This is a genomic window from Neobacillus vireti (assembly GCF_036962345.1).
Lineage (GTDB): Bacteria > Bacillota > Bacilli > Bacillales > Cytobacillaceae > Neobacillus > Neobacillus vireti_A.
Genome location: NZ_JBALNB010000010.1, coordinates 19,239 through 41,182, shown reverse-complemented (window position 1 = coordinate 41,182; position 21,944 = coordinate 19,239). Strand labels below are relative to the sequence as shown.

At 39.4% G+C, this 21,944-nt stretch carries 23 protein-coding genes; 15 read left to right on the top strand and 8 right to left on the bottom strand.

The features are described from left to right. Positions 1-51: 51 nt before the first annotated feature. The 6 genes from V7108_RS12305 (at position 52) to V7108_RS12280 (ending at position 4,697) form a co-directional block, all read left to right on the top strand. Positions 52-489, top strand: a complete 438-nt coding sequence (locus V7108_RS12305; RefSeq protein ID WP_335509891.1) for a BrxA/BrxB family bacilliredoxin — start codon at positions 52-54, stop codon at positions 487-489. 219 nt (positions 490-708) lie between these two features. Continuing rightward, on the top strand, positions 709-1,485 hold the full coding sequence (locus V7108_RS12300; RefSeq protein WP_335568413.1) for a transporter substrate-binding domain-containing protein: 777 nt from the start codon (positions 709-711) through the stop codon (positions 1,483-1,485). A 74-nt stretch (positions 1,486-1,559) separates the two neighbouring features. After that, positions 1,560-2,219 (top strand): amino acid ABC transporter permease, encoded by a 660-nt coding sequence (locus V7108_RS12295; protein ID WP_335568412.1) that lies wholly within the window; start codon positions 1,560-1,562, stop codon positions 2,217-2,219. Further along, on the top strand, positions 2,212-2,934 hold the full coding sequence (locus tag V7108_RS12290) for an amino acid ABC transporter ATP-binding protein (protein WP_335568411.1): 723 nt from the start codon (positions 2,212-2,214) through the stop codon (positions 2,932-2,934). Before V7108_RS12295 ends, V7108_RS12290 begins: the two co-directional genes overlap by 8 nt. 243 nt (positions 2,935-3,177) lie before the next feature. Then, entirely contained in the window at positions 3,178-4,161 is a 984-nt protein-coding gene (locus V7108_RS12285; protein ID WP_335568410.1) for an aromatic acid exporter family protein, read from the top strand. 23 nt (positions 4,162-4,184) lie between these two features. Further along, entirely contained in the window at positions 4,185-4,697 is a 513-nt protein-coding gene (locus tag V7108_RS12280) for a L,D-transpeptidase (RefSeq protein ID WP_335568409.1), read from the top strand. A gap of 48 nt (positions 4,698-4,745) precedes the next feature. On the opposite strand, the gene prli42 is transcribed toward V7108_RS12280, so the two are convergent. Then, positions 4,746-4,841, bottom strand: coding sequence for a stressosome-associated protein Prli42 (gene prli42 / locus V7108_RS12275; protein WP_335519958.1), 96 nt, complete (start codon positions 4,839-4,841; stop codon positions 4,746-4,748). Between the two features lie 160 nt (positions 4,842-5,001). Between prli42 and mce the strand changes: the two genes are divergently transcribed. The 4 genes from mce (at position 5,002) to V7108_RS12255 (ending at position 9,519) form a co-directional block, all read left to right on the top strand. After that, entirely contained in the window at positions 5,002-5,406 is a 405-nt protein-coding gene (gene mce / locus V7108_RS12270; protein WP_335519961.1) for a methylmalonyl-CoA epimerase, read from the top strand. A gap of 6 nt (positions 5,407-5,412) precedes the next feature. After that, entirely contained in the window at positions 5,413-6,963 is a 1,551-nt protein-coding gene (locus V7108_RS12265) for an acyl-CoA carboxylase subunit beta (RefSeq protein ID WP_335568408.1), read from the top strand. Positions 6,964-7,035: 72 nt separating this feature from the next. Then, positions 7,036-8,157 (top strand): M20/M25/M40 family metallo-hydrolase, encoded by a 1,122-nt coding sequence (locus tag V7108_RS12260; protein WP_335568407.1) that lies wholly within the window; start codon positions 7,036-7,038, stop codon positions 8,155-8,157. 81 nt (positions 8,158-8,238) lie between these two features. Further along, positions 8,239-9,519 carry a DNA polymerase IV gene (locus V7108_RS12255; RefSeq protein WP_335568406.1) on the top strand — a complete coding sequence of 427 codons (1,281 nt, stop codon included), beginning with the start codon at positions 8,239-8,241 and terminating at the stop codon, positions 9,517-9,519. Positions 9,520-9,901: 382 nt separating this feature from the next. Here the strand turns inward: V7108_RS12255 and zwf are convergent, their stop codons facing one another. After that, positions 9,902-11,410, bottom strand: a complete 1,509-nt coding sequence (zwf, locus tag V7108_RS12250; protein ID WP_335568405.1) for a glucose-6-phosphate dehydrogenase — start codon at positions 11,408-11,410, stop codon at positions 9,902-9,904. Positions 11,411-11,570: 160 nt separating this feature from the next. Between zwf and rnz the strand changes: the two genes are divergently transcribed. After that, positions 11,571-12,494 carry a ribonuclease Z gene (gene rnz / locus V7108_RS12245; protein ID WP_335568404.1) on the top strand — a complete coding sequence of 308 codons (924 nt, stop codon included), beginning with the start codon at positions 11,571-11,573 and terminating at the stop codon, positions 12,492-12,494. A gap of 141 nt (positions 12,495-12,635) precedes the next feature. Here rnz and V7108_RS12240 read toward each other — a convergent pair whose 3' ends face one another. Continuing rightward, on the bottom strand, positions 12,636-13,784 hold the full coding sequence (locus tag V7108_RS12240) for a glycosyltransferase (RefSeq protein ID WP_335510616.1): 1,149 nt from the start codon (positions 13,782-13,784) through the stop codon (positions 12,636-12,638). Between the two features lie 60 nt (positions 13,785-13,844). Then, positions 13,845-14,690 carry a pyrroline-5-carboxylate reductase gene (gene proC, locus V7108_RS12235; RefSeq protein ID WP_335510618.1) on the bottom strand — a complete coding sequence of 282 codons (846 nt, stop codon included), beginning with the start codon at positions 14,688-14,690 and terminating at the stop codon, positions 13,845-13,847. A gap of 190 nt (positions 14,691-14,880) precedes the next feature. Between proC and V7108_RS12230 the strand changes: the two genes are divergently transcribed. Both V7108_RS12230 and V7108_RS12225 read left to right on the top strand, forming a co-directional pair. Next, on the top strand, positions 14,881-15,843 hold the full coding sequence (locus V7108_RS12230; RefSeq protein WP_335510620.1) for an MBL fold metallo-hydrolase: 963 nt from the start codon (positions 14,881-14,883) through the stop codon (positions 15,841-15,843). 10 nt (positions 15,844-15,853) lie between these two features. Continuing rightward, on the top strand, positions 15,854-16,651 hold the full coding sequence (locus V7108_RS12225) for an SDR family NAD(P)-dependent oxidoreductase (RefSeq protein ID WP_335510622.1): 798 nt from the start codon (positions 15,854-15,856) through the stop codon (positions 16,649-16,651). Between the two features lie 33 nt (positions 16,652-16,684). Here the strand turns inward: V7108_RS12225 and V7108_RS12220 are convergent, their stop codons facing one another. After that, positions 16,685-16,879 (bottom strand): YqzH family protein, encoded by a 195-nt coding sequence (locus tag V7108_RS12220; RefSeq protein ID WP_335510624.1) that lies wholly within the window; start codon positions 16,877-16,879, stop codon positions 16,685-16,687. A 212-nt stretch (positions 16,880-17,091) separates the two neighbouring features. Between V7108_RS12220 and V7108_RS12215 the strand changes: the two genes are divergently transcribed. Both V7108_RS12215 and V7108_RS12210 read left to right on the top strand, forming a co-directional pair. Beyond that, entirely contained in the window at positions 17,092-18,351 is a 1,260-nt protein-coding gene (locus tag V7108_RS12215) for a DinB/UmuC family translesion DNA polymerase (protein ID WP_335510625.1), read from the top strand. A gap of 16 nt (positions 18,352-18,367) precedes the next feature. After that, positions 18,368-18,703 (top strand): YolD-like family protein, encoded by a 336-nt coding sequence (locus V7108_RS12210; protein WP_335510627.1) that lies wholly within the window; start codon positions 18,368-18,370, stop codon positions 18,701-18,703. 53 nt (positions 18,704-18,756) lie between these two features. On the opposite strand, the gene V7108_RS12205 is transcribed toward V7108_RS12210, so the two are convergent. The 3 genes from V7108_RS12205 to V7108_RS12195 form a co-directional block, all read right to left on the bottom strand. Further along, on the bottom strand, positions 18,757-19,881 hold the full coding sequence (locus V7108_RS12205) for a cupin domain-containing protein (RefSeq protein WP_335510629.1): 1,125 nt from the start codon (positions 19,879-19,881) through the stop codon (positions 18,757-18,759). A gap of 79 nt (positions 19,882-19,960) precedes the next feature. Next, positions 19,961-20,911 carry a fumarylacetoacetate hydrolase family protein gene (locus tag V7108_RS12200; protein WP_335510631.1) on the bottom strand — a complete coding sequence of 317 codons (951 nt, stop codon included), beginning with the start codon at positions 20,909-20,911 and terminating at the stop codon, positions 19,961-19,963. Between the two features lie 103 nt (positions 20,912-21,014). Beyond that, positions 21,015-21,779, bottom strand: a complete 765-nt coding sequence (locus V7108_RS12195) for an IclR family transcriptional regulator (protein WP_335510633.1) — start codon at positions 21,777-21,779, stop codon at positions 21,015-21,017. Positions 21,780-21,944 lie beyond the last annotated feature (165 nt).

The window sequence follows — 21,944 nt, the reverse complement described above, 5'->3', positions numbered from 1 at the left end:
CAATTTTATTGTTATCATGTAGTTATATCGACATAAATTAGGAGTGATAGAATGAGCATGGATTTCAATTTTTTCATGAATGACGTTGTGACACAAGCGCGTAAAGAAATCACAGCTGCTGGTTATAAAGAACTAAGAACACCTGAGGATGTAGAAGAAGCGTTAGGACAAAAAGGTACAACTTTAGTAATGATAAACTCTGTATGTGGTTGTGCGGGTGGTATTGCACGTCCAGCAGCCTCTCATGCCCTTCATTATGATAAGCGTCCTGACCAACTGGTTACCGTTTTTGCTGGACAGGATAAAGAAGCAACAGAAAAGGCTCGCAGCTATTTTACCGGTTATCCGCCATCCTCTCCGTCTTTTGCTTTGCTAAAAGATGGAAAGATTGTATCAATGGTTGAAAGACACCAAATTGAAGGCCACGATCCAGCTGCAGTCGTAGCAAGACTACAAAAAGAATTCGAAGAAAACTGCGAAGAACTTTAAAAAATTGTGCGTTGTCTAAAGAGCTAATCTCCTTTTTGGAGATTGGCTTTTTTTTATATTGAAAAAGTAATAATTTTTATAAATATACTTGCATAATGATTTTAACCTGTGTTAAAATTCATTACGTTGCATAAATATTAAAATTTAATTCTATAAAGTTAGTAAACAACTTTATAAAAACTTAATTAATATTCAGAAAATTATAGGAGGAAAACAAAAATGAAAAAAGCAATTATATTATTCATAACTACTTTAGTACTTGCATCAGTACTTGCAGGCTGTGGTAAAAGTGAAAGTGATAACGCAGGAGATAAAAAGACACTCGTTATGGCAACCTCAGCTGATTATGCGCCGTTTGAATATATTGAATCGGATAAGAGTGATGAAATTATTGGTTTTGATGTTGATTTAGCTAAGGCACTTGCTGGAAAACTTGGCTATGAGATTGAAATAAAAGATATGGATTTTGGCGGTCTAATTCAGTCACTTAAATCTGGACAAGCTGACTTCGTATTAGCAGGAATGACTCCAACGGAAAAAAGAAAGAAAAACGTAGATTTCAGTGATATCTACTATACAGCGCAGCACATGATTATCTCTAAAAAAGACAGCAATATTGCAACTATAGAAGATTTAGAAGGTAAAACAGTTGGTGTTCAGTTAGGTTCTATTCAAGAAGGTAAAGCAGAAGAAATTAATAAAACTGTAGCAATAAAAGTAGAAAATCGTAACCGTATCCCAGAGCTTATTCAAGAATTGAAAGCCGGCCGTTTTGACGCTATCATTATTGAAGACACAGTAGCGAAGGGATATCTTGAGAAAGAAGCGGATTTAACGAACTTCACAATGAGCGATGACCCTGAAGAAGCAGGATCTGCGATTGCATTTCCAAAGGATAGCGAGTTAACTGAGAAATTTAACACAGAGCTTCAAAAAATGAAAGAAAACGGCGAACTACAAGAATTGATTGTTAAGTGGTTTGGTGGGGAAAACTAATTCTACTACTAAGACGTTCAGAAGTCTTCTGGACGTCTTACTCATTTTATTAAATTAGAGAGGACGGCAGTTGAATGAACTTAGATTTCACACAATTTATTCCTTCAATGCCCTACATATTAGAGGGAATACTCGTTACACTTAGAATTGTTATTCTAGCAGGTATAATAGGTTTTATTTTAGGAATAATCCTTTCCTTGTTTAAAATTAGCAAATTCAAATTTCTCGGTTGGTTTGCGGATGCATATACCTCGATTTTTCGCGGTACTCCATTAGTGTTACAGCTGATGTTAATTTATTATGGTTCACCCCAGTTGCTTGGATATCAAATTGAACCTTACGCAGCTGCTATTTTATCCTTTGCACTTAATTCTGCTGCTTACATATCAGAAATTATCAGGGCAGGAATTCAGGCAATTGATAAAGGTCAGCAGGAAGCCGCAATGGCTCTTGGTGTGCCTTACACAAAAATGATGTGGGACATTATCCTTCCACAAGCGCTTAAAAATATCCTGCCCGCATTAATGAATGAATTTATTACATTAACGAAAGAATCTGCAATTGTCACAACCATTGGGGTAATGGATATTATGCGTCGTTCCTACCAAGTTGGAGCTGAAAATTACTCGTTTTTTGAACCGCTCTTAATTGCCGGGATGATTTATTACGTAATGGTCATAACCTTAACCTTCCTAGGAAAAGCGGTTGAAAGGAGAATGAAACGCAGTGATTAAGGTAGAAAATTTACACAAAAATTTTGGTAAGCTTGAAGTATTAAAAGGGATTTCCACAACAATCGAAGCAGGAGAAGTGGTTGCAATTATTGGTCCGTCTGGTTCCGGGAAGTCTACCTTTTTACGCTGTATGAACCTTCTTGAAAACCCGAGCAGCGGTCGAATTCTAGTGGCGGGCCAGGATGTTACCGATAAAAAAACGAATATTATGAAGGTAAGGCAGAACGTCGGGATGGTTTTTCAGCACTTTAATCTATTTCCGCATAAAACCGTTTTACAAAATCTTACCTATGCACCTATAAAGGTAAAAGGATTGTCAAAGGCTGAAGCGGAAAAGATTGCTTTGGACTTGTTAGAAAGAGTTGGATTAGCAGAAAAAGCAAATGAGTATCCAACAAGATTATCTGGCGGGCAAAAGCAGCGGGTTGCCATTGCAAGGGCACTGGCAATGGAACCAAAGGTTATGCTGTTTGATGAACCAACCTCAGCACTTGACCCAGAGATGGTAAAGGAAGTATTAGAAGTAATGAAGTCATTAGCCGACACTGGAATGACGATGGCGATTGTGACACATGAAATGGGCTTTGCACGAGAAGTAGCAGACCGCGTTCTTTTTCTTGATGGCGGTGTTCTTGTAGAGGACGCTAATCCACAAGAATTTTTCACGAATCCAAAAAGTCAGCGGGCACAAGATTTCTTGCAAAAAGTCCTCTAATCAGGATAAGCTAAAGATGATCAGTCATGATCATCTTTTTTTTATGGCTCTTTTCTTAAACTTTGTTACATGGAACAAAATTTAATGATTATGTTAAGTTTCCGCTGAAAACAGAATAATCCAATAAGAAAAGAGCATCCCAACTAATTCTAAAGCGGGAAAATAGCTATTTCCACGTTAAAATCGGCTTTAAGATTTTAACAACAATCTTACAAATACAGCCTTTTTTTTGAGGAGAATAGTATGAAATTTAAAATTGGGTATCGAACGATAAAAACTGCGCTTGGAACCGCCATTTCCATCTTAATTGCTCAACAATTTGGATTAGAAAACTTTGCATCGGCAGGGATACTTACAATTTTGTGTATCAAAGTAACGAAAAGAAAGTCTTTAAGAGCGTCTTGGGATCGATTTTTAGCCTGCTCTTTGGCTATGCCATTTTCAAGTTTATTTTTTGAAGTCTTCGGCTATCATCCAATTGTCATCGGGGTTATGCTATTATTTTTTATCCCAACTGTTGTATTGTTTAAAGCGAACGATGGAATCGTTACGAGCAGTGTCATTATCTTACATATTTATATGGCAAACAAATTATCGCCAGCTCTTTTTCTTAATGAACTAGGGGTTATTATTATCGGAATTGGCGTTGCGCTTCTGATTAATTTATATATGCCTAGTGCAGATGATAAATTAAAACACTATCAATTGAGAATCGAGGGAAATTTTAAAGTTATTTTCTCTGAAATGGTTACTTTTCTTCGAACGGGCGAAAGTAACTGGACTGGAAGAGAAATTACCGAAACGGCAAATTTACTTGAAGAAGCAAGGTCTTTCGCTTATCGAGATGTAGAAAATAATTTTTTAAGAGAAGAAAATGACTTTTTTCATTATTTTAAAATGAGAGAAAAGCAATTTGAAATTATCGAGAGGGTATTACCGATTGTGACTTCACTTACAGTGACACTTCCTCAAGGAAAAATGATTGCCGATTTTCTTGAGGAATTATCTGAAAATATTCGCCCAGGAAACACAGCGAATATTTATCTTGGAAAATTAAAAGAAATGAAAAAGGATTTTGTAGATATGGAACTCCCAAAAACGAGGGAGGAATTTGAAGTCCGTGCTGCACTGCTGCAATTAGTGAAAGAGATGAATGAATATCTAATTATTAAAAGTTCCTTTAAATTATCAAAATGGAATAAGCGGAGGAAGATCGAAGCAAACTAATGTAAAAATGGCAGGTGGATTTTATGATTAAAATGCTAACGCCAATCTTGTTTGCTTTTTTTATTTCCCCTCTTTGGCCATTAGGGGCAAATCCTCTTCCAGGTGACACTTTTGTAATTGTAAATAAAACAACGAATGAATTGGCTTTGATTGACGATAATAAGGTCCAAACCGTAGTGAGTGTTGGGACAGGGAAAACCAAAGACTTAACTCCTGAGGGGCTTTTTACGATTACCGTAAAGGCAAAAGACCCATATTATCGCAAGAAGGATATTCCTGGCGGCGACCCAAACAACCCTCTTGGTTCGAGATGGATTGGCTTTGACGCGGAGGAAACGGATGGAAGGATTTTTGGAATTCATGGAACCAATCAACCAGCTTCAATTGGAAAATACGTATCACAAGGCTGTATTCGGGCACAGAACGAAGTAATTTCTTCTTTATATCCTTTGATTCCATTGGGTACAAAAATACTAGTTACCTCTGTTAAAAAACCATTTGACATCCTTGCAAAAGAATATGGAGCAATGAATTAAACATCAAAAGGGACTGTTCTCGGAACAGTCCCTTTTGTCTATTTTTTATTAAATAAATTGTGCAATCCCGATTAAGAGAGTTGAAGCTAACATTGCAAATAGCATCAAATATACGATTAATTTTCTCGTTTTTTTCTTAGACATAGTGGGTTCCCCCTTTTAATAATATGCTTTATCTCTATTCTACAGGGAAAAACCTAATTGAACAATGGAACAACCTTTCAATTTGGGAAGGAATTATGAATTTTTTAGCGAATATGGTAATTGTCGAAACTATTAAAATTTTGGAAACAGAGGGGTAAAGATGATTAAAAAAGTAGACCACATCGGTATCGCCGTTCGATCACTTGAAACGACACTTCCCTTTTATACTGAAGTGTTGAATCTTCCTTTAGTGGGGATTGAAGTGGTGGAAAGTCAAAAGGTAAGGGTTGCGTTTCTGAAAGCTGGGGAAACGAAGCTTGAACTTCTAGAGCCAACGTCGGAGGAAAGTACAATTGCAAAATATATCGAGAAACGTGGTGAGGGGATACACCATGTTGCACTGGCGGTTGATTCTATTGAAGAAAGAATTCATGAAATGAATACAAAAGGAATCACAATGATAGATAAAGAACCAAGAATTGGTGCCGGAGGGGCTCACATTGCCTTTATGCATCCAAAGTCAGCATCAGGTGTTCTTTTGGAACTATGCGAAAAGAAGGGATGAGGGGTAATGATTGACATTTATGAAAAAATTAATGAATTATATGATAAGCGCCGGGAAGTTGAACTTGGGGGCGGAGACGAAAGAATTGAAAAACAGCATGAAAAAGGAAAATTAACGGCTAGAGAAAGAATAGAACTTTTAGTCGATAAAGGGACATTCATAGAATTAAGTCCATTTATCGAGCACAGAACAAACGACTTTGGTCTTGATGAGCAGAAGGGACCTGGTGACGGTGTTGTTACTGGTTATGGCAAAGTAAACGGCAGACCGATTTACTTATTTTCACAAGATTTTACGGTATTTGGCGGAGCGCTTGGGGAAATGCATGCCCAAAAAATTGCCAATGTCATGGATTTAGCGGCTAAAAATGGAACGCCATTTGTTGGCTTAAATGATTCGGGCGGGGCTCGAATCCAAGAAGGTGTTGTTTCGCTAGATGGTTACGGTCATATTTTTTATCGAAATGCAATATATTCGGGAGTGATTCCACAGATATCCGTTATCATGGGACCTTGCGCCGGTGGTGCCGTTTATTCACCAGCCATTACAGATTTCGTTTTTATGGTTGAGAAAACAAGTCAAATGTTTATTACAGGTCCAAAAGTAATTGAAACCGTAACAGGTGAAAAGATTTCAGCTGAGGATCTTGGTGGAGCTCATGTTCATAATAGCATTAGCGGAAATGCACATTTTGAAGCTCCTTCCGAGCAGGAAGTTTTAGAAGAGGTTCGAAAACTTCTAAGTTATCTTCCTCAAAATAATGAAGAAAAGCCTCCAAGACTTCCAGTTGAAGAAGAAAATGATTATCGTCCGGATTTAACGGATGTTATTCCATTTGACGCCGTTCGTCCTTATGATGTCCGGTTGGTTATTGAACAATTAGCCGATGCGGATTCTTTTATGGAAATTCAAAAAAGCTTTGCAAAAAACATTGTTGTTGGCTTTGCACGAATTAAAGGTGAAAGTGTCGGATTTGTTTGCAATCAGCCAAAGGTAATGGCGGGTGGACTTGACATTAATTCATCTGACAAAGCCGCAAGATTCATTCGTACCTGTGATTCCTTTAATATCCCAATTATTACACTAGAAGATGTAACAGGTTTCTTTCCGGGTGTTAAACAGGAGCATGGGGGGATTATTCGCCATGGAGCGAAGATACTATATGCTTATTCAGAGGCAACTGTACCCAAGCTGACGGTTATTTTAAGAAAAGCTTATGGGGGTGCCTATGTTGCACTCAATAGCAAGTCTATTGGTGCTGATTTAGTCTTTGCGTGGCCCAATGCTGAGATAGCCGTAATGGGTCCACAGGGTGCAGCCAATATCATTTTTGCGAGGGAAATTCAAAATAGCAATAATCCGGAACAGGTAAGGCAGCAAAAAATTGAAGAATATCGTGAAAAATTTGCAAATCCATATGTAGCGGCAAGCCGTGGGATGGTGGATGATGTGATTGATCCGCGTGAAACGAGAATAAAAATTATTCAAGCTTTAGAAATGCTGCGAAACAAAAAAGAATCAAGACCATTCAAAAAACACGGGAATATCCCACTCTAAGCAATCATTTGATGACAAGTATCCGAAGGGGTATACTTATACAGTGAGTATATAAAACGGAGGGTTATTCTAATGATTAATCATGAACGTCTTTTGAATGAATTCTTGGAGCTTGTCCAAATTGATTCGGAAACAAAATACGAAACTAAAATTGCAAAAGTATTAAAACAAAAGTTTACCGACTTAGGTCTGGATGTAATTGAAGATGACACAACAGCTATTACAGGGCATGGTGCCGGAAATTTAATTTGTACCTTGGCCGCAACAAAAGAGGGCGTTGATCCTATCTACTTTACATCACATATGGATACAGTCGTTCCAGCAAAAGGTGTAAAGCCGTCGATAAAAGATGGCTATGTAGTTTCCGATGGTACAACGATTTTAGGCGCAGATGATAAAACCGGTTTATCGGTTATGCTTGAAACCATCCGTGTTCTAAAAGAACAGAATATTCCACACGGGATGATTCAATTTGTTATCACGGTTGGAGAAGAATCTGGACTTGTTGGGGCGAAAGCACTTGACTCTTCCTTATTAAAAGCAAAATATGGTTATGCGTTAGACAGTGATGGTTTAGTAGGAAATATCGTCGTTGCAGCTCCAACACAGGCTAAGATAAAAGCTGTTATCTATGGAAAAACAGCTCATGCAGGTGTAGCACCAGAAAAAGGAGTCTCTGCTATTACGATTGCTGCAAAATCGATTGCAAAAATGTCATTAGGCAGAATTGATTCCGAGACTACTGCGAACATTGGCAGGTTTGAAGGCGGTTCAGCTACAAATATTGTATGTGATCGTGTTGATATTTTAGCAGAAGCGCGTTCACTAATTGCTGGAAAGATGGAAGCACAAGCGGCCAAAATGAAAGAAGCTTTTGAAACAACAGCGGCTGACATGGGTGGAAGAGCAGAAGTTGAAATTGTGGTTATGTACCCAGGCTTTAAATTTGGTGAAGGTGACCAAGTCGTAGAAATCGCTCGTAAAGCAGCAGCGAAAATCGGCCGCAGCTGTGAATTACAGCATAGCGGCGGTGGAAGCGATGCAAACGTTATTGCTGGATTTAACATTCCAACCGTAAACCTGGCTGTTGGTTATGAAGACATTCATACAACGAACGAGCGCATGTCAATTGAAGAATTAAACAAGTTAGCAGAAATGACAATCGCGATTATTGAAGAAGTTGCAAACCAATAAGGATAGAATAGAGGAGAGCCATCTGGTTCTCCTTTTTGTTATACTATAATACATACCCATTTGATTAGGAGTCGATTCTGCGTGAAGGAAATGTATCCGAAAAAGGGAAGAGTGATACTGCATGTGGATATGAATAGCTTTTATGCCTCCGTGGAGATGGCGTATGACCCGGAGCTTAAGGGTAAGCCGCTTGCCGTAGCGGGAAACGTTGAGGAGCGACGTGGAATCATTATTACTTGCAGCTACGAAGCGAGAAAATTTGGGGTCAAGACGACGATGCCACTATGGGAAGCAAAGAAGCTCTGTCCGCAGTTAATTGTAAGGAAGCCCAATTTTGAACGATACCGAACTGCGTCGATTGCTATGTTTGAAATTCTAAGAAATTATTCCGAACTGGTGGAACCGGTATCAATTGATGAAGGGTATTTAGATATAACCGATTCCTATGAGCTCGGCAGTCCAATCGAAATCGCCCAAAGTATTCAAACAAGGGTCCTTGAACAACTGGATTTGCCATGCAGTATTGGAATCGCACCCAATAAATTTTTAGCTAAAACAGCTTCAGATATGAAAAAACCAATGGGAATAACAATCCTTCGCAAGCGGGATATCCCCTCTGTGTTGTGGCCATTAAATACGAATGAAATGCATGGAGTTGGTAAAAAAACAGCAGAGAAGTTAACGACCATTGGTATTCACACGATTGGAGAGTTAGCTGCTGGAAATGAGATACAACTAAAATCACTGCTCGGTATTAATGGTATTCGAATAAAGGAAAGGGCAAATGGAATTGATCCTCGGCCTGTTGACCCTGATGCGGTTTCGGAGTTTAAGAGTATTGGGAATTCAACCACCTTGCCGAAGGATACTAGCAATCAACAAGAGCTGAATAGGGTACTGGAATCTTTGGCTGAAACTGTTTCAATAAGGCTTAAACGTAAAAATGTCCTAACAGCCACAGTGGGGATCACAATCCGTTTTAAAGACCGCAAAACGATTACACGAAGTAAAAAGCTTTCAAATCCCATTCAACATAAAGAGGACATCGCAACCCTTGCAAAGTATATTTTTCTGAAAGCTTGGAATGGAGATCCTGTCCGTTTGTTAGGCATAACTGGATATGATTTAGTAGAGCAAGATTTGGCTTTTAAGCAGCTTGATTTGTTTTCTTTTGAAAAAGATGCAAAAAAAGAGCCGTTACTCAAAACACTTTCTACTCTACGTGATAAATACGGGAAACATATTATTGAAAATGCCGGCACAAAAAAAATCAAACATGCTGATAATGTGGGAACTGGAACCAGTTTTAATAAAGATTTTCTACGAACCTTCCCTCAAAAAAATAAAGAAGAAGATGATTAAAGGCCCCGCTCTTGTTTAATGACAAAAGCGGAGCCTTTTTTTGAAAGAAAGTATAAGTTTTTTGAACTTAGATTATTGTCCAGCCCCACAAGAGTAAGCTTCGGGAGCGTTGCCTCGCACGAAAGAAAAGCGTTAGCTTTTCTGAGGAGCGCCCTAGCGGCTAGTGTCCTTCGCGCTCCGCGAGTAAAAATCCCTTCAGGATTTTTACCTACCTACGATAAGTCAACATCAAATCGCCTCCGGCTCTTCGTGTTTCCTTTATCTCAGTTGGAGCGCTCCACAAGGAACACTTCGACAGCGTAGGCTTCGCACGAAGGAAAAGCGTTAGCTTTTACGAGGAGGCCATACGCCGCTGAACTAGGGCGCTTCCGCTTTTCTGATTTTATTTACAAATATCAACGTCTAATATATTAACTGGCCACCAGAAGAAACCGTCTTTTTCTAATAGTTTGTCTGCTGCTTCCGGTCCCATTGATCCTGAAGGATAGTTTGGATAGTAATCCGCTTTGTTATTTTCCCATACTTCAGAAATATTATCTACAAACGCCCAAGAGTAGGCAACTTCATCCCAGTGTGTAAAGTTCGTCGCGTCCCCTCGCATACAGTCATAAAGGAGCTTTTCATATCCTTCAGGGGTATTCATCGCATGAATTCCAGTATTGGCAAAACTTAGTTTAACTTCTTGGGCATCAAGATGGCCGCCAGCTTTTTTAGCATTAAGATGAAGTGTAATGCCTTCCTCTGGCTGGATATGAATGACAAGAAGGTTTGGATTTAACAGTTTTTCCGGCTGATAATAAAGGTTCATCGGAATGTCTTTAAATTGAACAACGATTTTCGTTGATTTTGTTGCCATTCTTTTTCCTGTACGGATATAGAATGGGACACCTGCCCAGCGGAAATTATCAATCATAATCTTTCCAGCCACGAAGGTTTCTGTATTTGATTCTTTGTCCACCATTGGCTCGGCGCGGTACTCAGGCACCTGTTCATCCTCGACTAATCCTGCACCATATTGTCCGCGGACAAAATACTTATCTACCTTATCTCCCTTTATCATACGTAGTGAACGAAACACCCTAACCTTTTCAGAGCGGACCTCATCGGTTGTTAACTTAATTGGCGGTTCCATTGCAAGCAATGCTACCATCTGCATCATATGGTTTTGCACCATATCCCGGAGTGCACCGCTTGTTTCATAATAACGGCCGCGTTCTTCTACTCCGAGTACCTCACTGGACGTAATTTGAATATTGGAGATATAACGGTTATTCCATAATGGTTCAAATATCGCATTGGCAAAACGAATAACTTCAATATTCCGAACCATTTCTTTCCCTAAATAGTGATCAATTCGGTAAACTTCTTCCTCTGAAAAAGCAGTTCGAATTTGCTTATTCAACTCTTTTGCCGATTCTAAATTATGCCCGAATGGTTTTTCAATGACCAGGCGTTTGTAGCCTTTTACATCGGTCAATCCATCGGATTTTAAATGGAGGGCAATTGGACCGAAGAATTCAGGTGCCATAGCAAGATAAAAAATTCGATTTCCTTCTAACTCATATTGCTCATCAATCTGCTCTGCCAAATCTTTTAGAGCTAAATAAGAGCTGGAATCCGCTACATCATGTGACTGATAGTAGAAATGAGACACAAACTCATCGATTTTATCTTTCTTACCTAGAGCGTTTAAAACGGAGTCCTTCACAGAATTTTGAAAATCTTCGGTTGATAATGGTCTCCTGGCCACGCCAACGACCGCAAATTTATCTAACTTTCCTTTTTGAAACAAGCGGTAAAGGGAGGGAAAGAGCTTTCGAATAGCTAAATCTCCTGTTGCACCGAAAATCATGATTAATGATGTCATATTTCTTGATTGTTCCACTGTCATTACCTCTCCTTAATATGTATTCAATTTAGATTTAGCCAAAATTGATTGAAGCATGTATGAAATCTAAATCCCTTTAAAAGAGAATACCACGGATATAGGGCATTTGTGCAAGTGATATGCTATATTATTTGTAACATTATATCGAAAAGGAGGAGTTGGGTTGGATATCCTTTTTTTAGGAACGGGTGCTGGTGTTCCGGCAAAGCTTCGCAATGTTACTTCAATTGCCTTAAAATTACTCGAAGAGCGAGGCGCGATTTGGTTATTTGATGCCGGTGAAGCAACCCAGCATCAAATCTTACATACATCCATAAAACCTCGCAGAATCGAGAAAGTTTTCGTTACCCATCTTCATGGCGATCATATCTATGGTATTCCCGGTTTATTAGCGAGTCGTTCTTTTCAAGGCGGTGAATCAGAAGTAATCGTCTACGGTCCCAAAGGTATAAAGGAATTTATAACGATAAGTCTTTCTGTCAGTCAAACCTACTTAAAATACCCGTTAAAGATTATAGAAATTGATGAGGGAATTATTTTTGAAGATGAACAGTTTCGTGTAGAAGCACGGCTGCTTGAGCACGGCATTCCCTCATATGGGTATCGCATTGTCGAAAAAGACAAACCTGGGACTCTTTTGGCCGATAAGCTTGTTGAAGACGGAGTACAGCCCGGTCCTATTTTCCGAAAAATAAAAGAAGGTGAAAGTGTGACGCTTGAAAATGGCAGAGTCATCATCCCTGAAGATTACCTAGGGCCAAATCAAAAGGGACGGATTGTGACTATTCTTGGCGATACAAGATATTGCGATAATGCTATTTCATTGGCAAGGGATGCTGATTTGTTAATACATGAAGCTACTTTTTCAAAAGGGGAAGAGCAGTTGGCCTTTGATTATTTTCACTCGACCACTCACCAGGCCGCAGAAGCGGCTAGACGCTCTGGCAGCAAGCAGCTCTGTTTAACCCATATCAGCTCACGTTACGACCGTCAGGCATGGCGTGAACTCGTAATGGAAGCACAGGAAATCTTTACGAATACAGACATTGCCGAAGACTTTAAAGAAATCAACATACCGAGTAAATAGTGATATTAGGGTTAAATGAAATATATCTGCGATAAAACGGATATATCAGCGTTAATTGAATTATATCCGCGATGCCCGTCAGTTATGGTCACTATTTGCCATCTCTATAGTGACCGTAACTGTTCATAAAACCATTCCTGCTTAATGCTCCCTATCCTTTTCCTGTAACTCGCTTAACTTGTACAGTGTTCCTCTCCACATAATGCCGCCGCGTCTATAGGTTAGCCAGCTGGCACGGATGATTGAATAGATAAACAAGAGAGCAGTCACAGGCAATACGAGAAACATTGCAGGAGAGAAGATGGTCATTTTTTTGATGACCATTATGTAGTGAATCCCGCTTAACACAATAATTCCTAAGCTTAATAGTGCGACTATTTTATTAGAAGAAAATATTGTTATGAAGGGCAGAACATTCGTAATAAAAACCCCGAATATCGCAAAAAATACCATACTTACCCGGTAATGTAATCCGGCAAATGTATTTTTTTCGAGTCCGACAAATGCTTCCTGCAAACTTCCATACCATTCAACCTCAATGAGCTTCAACGCGGTGACAATTCTTTGACGATATCCAGATCGTTTCATTCTCATTCCTAGCTGTAGATCGTCGTCCGGTCGCATTTTCACCATTTCATGCGTTCCAAAGCTTTCATATGCTTTTCTTGAAACAAGATTAAAAGCCCCAATCCCAGTCCCGATTTTTGACTTTGGATTATTAGCTGCCCAAGGTCTTTTAAAATAGGAAAAACCAAATAGAAAAAAGGCAACAAATGATTTAAGCCAAAAGTTTTTTGCGCTCAAGTTTGGGGAAGCTGTTAAATGGTCCAGCTCATTTCTTTCAAAATAATGAAGTGCCTTTGCAAATGCCTCTCTTTCAAATCTTACATCCGCATCCGTAAATAAAATCCAGTTCCCAGAAGCTCCAAGGAATCCTCTATATAAGGCGTTATTTTTTCCAAGCCAGCCTTCTGGTAATTCATCTATATGAAGAACTGAAATCCGCCGGTCTTTTAGCCGCAACTCCTCCATCATAAGCCCAGTATCATCCGTTGACCGATCGTTGACGAGAATCCATTCAACGTTTTGATAAGTTTGATTTAACTGACTGAGAACACTGGGTTGTATTTGCTTTTCCTCATTACGGGCCGCAACAATGACCGATAACAGTGGTCCGTTTTCCAAGCTTTGTTCAATTTCTAAAGCGTCTATTTTTCGTAAACCTATTAAACCGTCTAGGAGAAAAACAATCCAGACAAAAATTCCTAAAGCAAATAGAATGGTTAACATCGCGTACACTTCCCAAAACCTTTTAATGCTAGTTTAAATGAATAGAACCAAACATCCAAATTAAGTAGTTGGTTCGGTCACTTCCAGCTGTTCACGTAAGGCCGCCCCCATTTTTTTTGATTGGGCAGTTGCAGCCTTAATACAAGAAATAAATGCTTGTTGGACTTGATGATCTTCAAGTACTTTGACACCAGCCTCTGTGGTTCCTCCAGGACTTGTAACATCTCTGCGCAGCTGCTCAGATGACTTTGTTGAATTTTTCACCATTTCAGCAGCCCCAATTAAGGTTTGCACGATTAATTCACTCGCCATTTCCTTGTCGAGTCCAACCTCTACAGCACTTTTTTCCATTGCCTCAATAAGGTAATAAATATAAGCAGGACCGCTTCCAGAAAGTCCTGTTACGGCGTCCAGCTGTTCCTCCTCAACAAAAGTTGTCAAGCCAACGGTTCCAAACAAATTTTTCATTGCCTCAATTTGTTGGGAAGTAACACGGTCATTTACCGCAACGGCGGTGGCAGATTTTCCAACCGCCGCCGATGTATTGGGCATTGCCCTAACAATGGCGATTGGCAATCCTGCTAATGCTTCAATGGTGTTAATGGACACTCCTGCTAAGACTGAGACGACGAGCATTTCTTCGGTTAAATATTCCCGAATAGATTGTATCGCTGGTGCAACATCCTTTGGTTTCATCGATAATATGACCATGTCTGCACCTGTGAGCAATTCGTTTAAATCATAGCTTCCACTGATACCATAAGTATCACTTAGCTTTTTCAACCTTTCTGAATTGGAATTGTTCGTTACCCAAATATTCTTGCTATCCATTAAACTTTTTTCAAGAATCCCTGAAATTAGTGCTTCTGCCATTGAGCCTGCACCGATAAACGCTAGTTTTTTCAACGTTAAGCCCCCTAAAGATTTTTCAGTGATTATGCTTGATAAACCCTTATCTGTCAAGAAATAAAGTTACATAATTTTTCAACTATTTAAATAAACCATGCAGAAAAAATGACAATGCAGAAGAAAATCGTTACACTTTATCTTAAATATAAATTGTCAAAAAATGTTTACATCGATAGGAGCTTTTTGAATGACTCAATGGAAAGACGGAATTGCGAAAATTATTTTGCCGACTCCTTTTGCGGTCGGCGATGTTAATGTATTTTTAATTAAAGGAGAGCGTTTGACACTTGTCGATTGTGGGGTCAAAACAAAAGCGTCATGGGCGGCATTTAAGCAGCAGCTGACTGAATTACATTTAACCCCTGATGATATTGAACAAGTCATTATTACCCATCATCATCCGGATCATGTTGGAATGCTGGATTTTTTATCCGATAAGATTGAGGTATATGGTCACCCGCTTAATGAAAGATGGATTCATCCAACCGATGCTTTTTTTGAAGAACAAGAGAAATTTTTTGGTGCAGAATTTCTTGACTATGGTTTACCACAAGAACTTCTTCCATCTCGTTCCATGTTAATGGATACCCTGAAGTACTCCTGTAATCGCTCCTTAACTGGAGAGCTGGTTGAAGGAATGAGCCCGCCTGGACTTACGGAGTGGACGGTATTGGAGACCCCTGGACATGCCCAGAGCCATATTGCTCTTTTTCGTGAAAAAGATGGCGTACTGATCGGAGGGGATTTAATTCTTGCACATATTTCACCCAACCCATTCCTTGAAACGCCGGCGCCTGGTGAAAAAGAAAGACCGAAGCCACAGCTGCAACATAATCACTCGATGAAGAAACTATTGTCTTATCCCATTCAGTTTGTCTATACGGGTCACGGTGCTGAAGTGTTTCAACTAAAAGAGTTAATCGAAAAAAGGCTGATTCATCAACATGAAAGGGCGATGAAGGTCAATGATTGGCTTAAAGAAGAACAGCAAACGGTATTTGAACTTTGCAAACGTCTTTTTCCTTCCGCTTATAAGCGTGAATTAATGCTGACACTATCGGAAACAGTGGGTCAGCTTGACTATTTAGCCTCAATCGGCGAGATTATTAGTAATAAGGATCAACAACCTGTCCTTTATCAGGCTAGATGAGGTGTAATATATGGCGAGAGAACAACTTAAGGGAAAAAATATTGTTATTACCGGTGCATCCGGGGGAATCGGTGCTGAAATTGCCAAGCTTTGTGGAGCGAGTGGTGCTAATCTTGTCCTTATAGCACGCAGCATTGAAAAGCTCAATCAGCTGCAAAAAGAATTGGAGCAGAAGCATCACGTAAAGGTAGACGTCTACCAATTGGATGTCTCGGATACGGATAAAGTAAAGGAAGTTTTTTACGAGATTCTCGAGAAAATTGATCATATTGATATTCTTGTAAACAATGCAGGATTCGGTGTTTTCCGTGCAGCCCATGAAGCAACGATAACTGAAATCAAAGGGATGTTCGATGTCAATGTGGTTGGGCTTATGGCGTGTACCAGCATGGTTCTGCCAAAAATGCGCGAACGCCGCTTTGGGCATATTATTAACATTGCCTCTCAGGCAGGGAAAATCGCTACGCCAAAATCAAGTGTTTACTCTGCCACTAAGCATGCTGTTCTAGGTTACACCAATTCCCTTAGGATGGAGCTTAGTGATTACAATGTGTTGGTCACATCTGTGAATCCCGGACCGATTGCAACGAATTTCTTTAACATTGCCGACGAAAAAGGCACGTATGTTAAAAATGTTCAAAGATTCATGCTGCAGCCAGAATATGTAGCAAGGAAAGTTGTTGAGAGTATGCTGACAAAAACGAGGGAAATTAACCTGCCCCGGTGGATGAATATGGGCAGTGTCGTATATGTTCTCTTCCCGCGACTTTTTGAACGAATTGGAAAAAAGGCATTTAACAAAAAGTAAAACCGCAATCGCGGTTTTTTTGATTTGAAAAGATTACCCTGTTAAAAATTCATATACCGTATCATTTATCGCCTCGTATAATTCTATAGCTGGTTGTTCTTCTTTTATTTTAATAATCTTAACAGCAAGCTCCTCTAAATCTCCACTGCTCAGTGGGAGGGAATCCACTTCAGCATAATATTGTTTAAAGCAATTCTTTATCATTTTTATGATCAGTTTTTTCTCCATTTACCTGCACCTCATCACAATTATACCGCTTTTTCCTACAATAGCTATTTGCGAAAAATAACCATAACCATGAAATCCCTCAAAAAATTTCCATTGAATACGAACGCATATTCGCGTAAGATATGTATATAATATAAAGAACAAATGTTCGATAATTTTAGAGTCTAGCTTTGGGCGAGAGCCCTGCGCTTTTCAAATTGGGAGGAAAAGTCATGGTTGATTACAGCACGTTACCACACAATCAGATTTTATGCGTAGACATGAAGAGTTTTTATGCAAGCTGTGCTGCTGTCATGCTTGGTCTTGATCCCTTGACTTGCTATCTAGCTGTGGCCGGTAACAAAGAACGAAATGGAAGTGTTGTGCTTGCTGCATCACCGCGTTTAAAGAAAGAATTTGGAATTAAAACAGGTTCGAGGCTATTTGAGATTCCTGATGATCCCCGGATTCAAGTTGTTGAGCCAAAAATGGCAACCTATTTGCGTATTTCTACTGAAATTACCCGTCTGTTTAATCGGTATGTTCCAAAGGAAGCCATTCACACGTACAGCGTTGATGAAAGTTTTATTAAGGTGGATGGAGTACTTCATATGTGGGGGGATGCCTTTACCATTGCAGCAAAAATTAAGGATGATATTGAACGTGAATTCCAGCTCCCCTGTGCGGTCGGAATTGGCCCTAATATGTTATTATCGAAGCTTTGCCTAGATCTTGAAGCAAAGAAGCATGGAATTGCTGAATGGAAGTATGAGGACGTCCAAACAAAGCTATGGAAGGTTTCACCACTCAGAGAAATGTGGGGGATTGGCAGGCGTGTTGAAAAAACATTAAATGGGATGGGCATTTTCACAGTTGGTCAGCTGGCTCGCTATGATTTACAAGCGCTGGAAAAGAAATTTGGAATCATGGGTAACCAGCTTTATCATCACGCCTGGGGAGTTGACCTTTCCGACCTGGGAGCACCTCTTATTGAGGGGCAAATCAGCTTTGGCAAAAGCCAAATTCTTTTAAGAGATTATAAAGACGAAGAAGAAATAAAGCATGTGATTTTAGAAATCTGTGAAGAGGTAGCCCGAAGAGCGCGCTCCCGCCGCAAAGCTGGGAGGACGGTCAGCCTCAGTATCGGTTATAGCCAAGATGAACTTGGCGGCGGTTTTCATCGTTCAAGAACAATCATGCAGCCAACAAATGTAACGATGGACCTGTACCGTGTCTGTCTCGAATTATTTTACGAACATTATACAGGAAAGACAGTAAGGCAAATTGCGATTAGCATCGGAAATATCGTCGATGACCACGAGTTTCAGCTCGATCTTTTTGATATGGGTGCGGTAAAGCGGCGAGAACTTGGTTACGTGGTTGATTCTGTTCGAAGACGATTTGGATCGGGTGCCTTATTACGAGCTGTTTCCTATACTGCTGCCGGAACGGCAAGACACCGGGCTACATTGGTTGGCGGGCACAAAAGATAAGAGAGGGGGGAATGTGATGATTCGTGACCGCGGAAGGATCAAATGGGTTTCGATGATGCTTCCTGAGCACATCAAATTGCTCAGGGATTGGGTAAAGGAAGATCAGTATGAAGAGCAAAAAATAATAGATGAACAGCAGCTCGAACTCATGAATGAGACCTTATCTGAAGCCATCGAATTTGACCAATTTGTTACCATTACCCATTATCGAAAGAGTAATTATGAACTTGTTATTGGAAAAATTCATTATTGGGACGAAATGACTGGGAGGCTTCATATCGTTGATCACTTCGAAGAAATACACCGCATTCCGATTACTGCAATAGCGGATATCAGAATAACGGGTGTGTAAACATGCAACAAGAGCGGCCCATTTCGGGATCCGCTCTTGTTTGGATTATTGTATTAACGGAAATCCGCTTTAAATTCACCAGTAATTTTTTGGTGGCCATTATACTCTTCAAACAATTGCTCTTGTTCCAAGTCGAAAAGGTTCATAATTGGCAAGTCGTTTACTGAGAATAGGTAAGAGTCTTCGGAGGCAGTATGTTCATACCATGCCCAGTTCGGAACAACGAAGTAATCACCTTTTTTCCAATCGAAACGGATGCCATTGATAACTGTGTGACCCGAACCTTTGTGTACTTGGTAAACAGTTGAGTGCGTATGGCGTAATGCCTTTGTTTGGAAGCCATGTGGTAAATGCTGCATTCTAGTGCCAAGCGTAGGGTTTGCTGATTTACCTGTAGATGGGTTGATGTACTCTACTGCGTATCCATGGTGTGGATCTGGATCGAATTCCATTAACCCTTTAATTCCTTCTACCGTGCGATCCCATTTATAATTTGCAAGTGGAGCAACTGTATATTTATCATCACCAACAGGACGAACCATGCCGCCGCGATAACGTCTCTCTGAGAAATTATCTGGAATATCTGGCTGTTGTAAACCATCTTCATAAGGTTCAAAGAATGTACCGCCGATTGCATAAATGGTAGGAATATCTAAAGCATCCATCCAATACATAGGCTCTGTTCCTAAGTGGGCGTGCCCATGCCATAAATTCTTTGGAGTAATTAAAAAGTCACCTTCCTCCATGAAAATACGCTCACCCTGCACGATCGTATATGCACCAGAACCTTCAGAAATAAAGCGCAATGCACTTTGTGAGTGACGGTGGGATGGTGCTTTTTCACCAGGTAATAACATTTGAACAGCTGCATAAATCGTTTGGGTAGTAGATCCCCATCCCCAAGGTTCACGATACGTTAATCCAGGGTTTTGAAAATAAATCGCCCGGCGTTCCCCGCCCCGTTCTGGTGTGAAGATTTGAGCCGCTTCTGCCATTTTCTTTTTGATTAATTCATCGCTCCAAAGATAAGCTTGTGCTTGAGGCTTTGGCGTTTTGTGCATAATTGTAGGAATTGCTTCCCAAAGAGGTCCTAAGTTGTATTGTTGTATATCTCTTGTGTAATCGGTTACAACTGAGCTTTTCATAAACTCTTGAACTTCTGGATTTACTTCAGCCATTTCTCATTCTCCTTTATTATTTAAAATTTTATAGAGAAAAGGGGAGCAGCGAATGCTGCTTGACCCCTTGAAAATCCCCTTAAACAGTAGCTAAGACTTCTGTTGTCTTTACTTTATTTTCAAGTGCACCAATTTTGTCGATTTCGATACGAACAACGTCTCCATCTTTTAAGAATTGCGGAGGATTCATTGCAACTCCAACTCCACCAGGAGTTCCAGTTAATACAACATCACCTGGCTCTAACGTCATTAAATTCGATAAGAAAGCTACTAATTTTTGAACAGAGAATACTAGATTAGCAGTATTGGTTTTTTGACGTACTTCACCATTTACTTTTAGGACAACATCTAAGCCGGATGGATTTTGCAATTCATCGGATGTTACTAAATATGGTCCCATTGGTGCACTGCCATCTACTGTTTTTCCTTGGAGCCATTGAAGCGTGCGTCGTTGAATATCACGATAGGTTACATCATTTGTAATGGTATAACCAGCTACATAGTCTAATGCATCTTCTTCGGAAACATTGCGGGCTTGTTTGCCAACAACAAAAGTAAACTCTGCTTCATAGTCAAGCTGGTCAGAAATTGGATAGAACGGAATATCGTCCTCTGGACCTAAGATTGTATTTGCGAATTTCGCAAAAATAACTGGGTTTGATGGAATTTCACGACCCATTTCTAAAATATGTTCGCGGTAGTTATGACCAACACAGATAATTTTTCCTGGTTTTTGAACGGGTGCCTCTACCTTTACTTCCTCGATGTTATAAATGACTTTTTTATCAAAGCTTTCAGGATTAGCCAAAATGAAATCGATTGCATTTTGCGCAAGTTGAAGGGATTCTTTACCACCCTGGTATAACTCGTCTGTATTTTCTGGCACATATGCTTTTGCGATTGCTTCGAATCGGTATTTTCCTTCTGCTTTTAATTGTGCTTGGTAGGCATAGTTTAAGTCGATTACTTGGTTGTCAACGATTGCACCTGCACGTGTATGTCCAGCGACAGTATAATTAATAAGTTTCATTGTTGCTCCTCCTTGTTTTTCACTAATTATGAAATTAGTTCACTATTTATAAAAATAGTAAAAGAATACGAGATAATTGTCAATATTATTTGTTTTCAGAAATTTATTTTTTAAAACCGAAATACTCTGAAATTTCTTTTGCGATACTGAGAACATATTGTCCAGTCGGATGATTTGCTGATTTTGGTACAGTCTCAGTAATACCAACGATGGTAATTGCACCAATTAGTTCATTGTTAAAATTTAATAGAGGGACACAAAAAGATGAGACATGCTTTATTAGAGGTTCGGTTTTTGAAGCAAAGAACATTCCTCTTGTTTTTTCTTTTTCAGCTTGAAATTGCTGCAATTCACTTTCATTGAACCTTGAAAGTTCAGCTTCTTCCCATTCTTTCAAACGAACGTCTTTTTCAAAGGCTGAAAAAACAACGCCAGTAGAAGAGGAGAGTGGTAAGTGTGTCCCTATTTGAGCACCAATATTTATTCCATAATCATCTGCACTTTGAATATATGAAATCAGTGGACCATTTTTTGAAGGAACGGCCAGCAGTACGGTTAGGTTCGTTTTATCAGTGATCTTTTTAATATAGGGAATAACCACTTCTATTAAAGAAGATTGACCTAAAGCCGCATTTCCTAACTGAACTAATTTATGTCCAAGCGTATACGCGTTTGTATAAGGATTACGATAGACTAATCCAAATTGGGACAGTGTAGACAAATATTTATATAAATTGCTTTTTGTCATTGCAGTTAGGTTTTGGATATCAGTAAACTTTAGAGGTTCTTTTTCCCTTGCTAAGATCTCTAATATGTTTAACCCAATTTGCAAGGACTGAATACCGACCGTTTTCGTTTCAGTTGTCATCATATTCACCTCCTTTTTCGATTAATTTTGGATAATACCAGAAAAACGATTAATAGAAATTTCTAAATTTTAAAAGTTTTTTGTTGACGAAACAGTGAAAAATGATTTAAAGTTTTCTTATCAGGTAACTAAGTTCTCTATTTGTGGAAGATAATAACTCAGTTG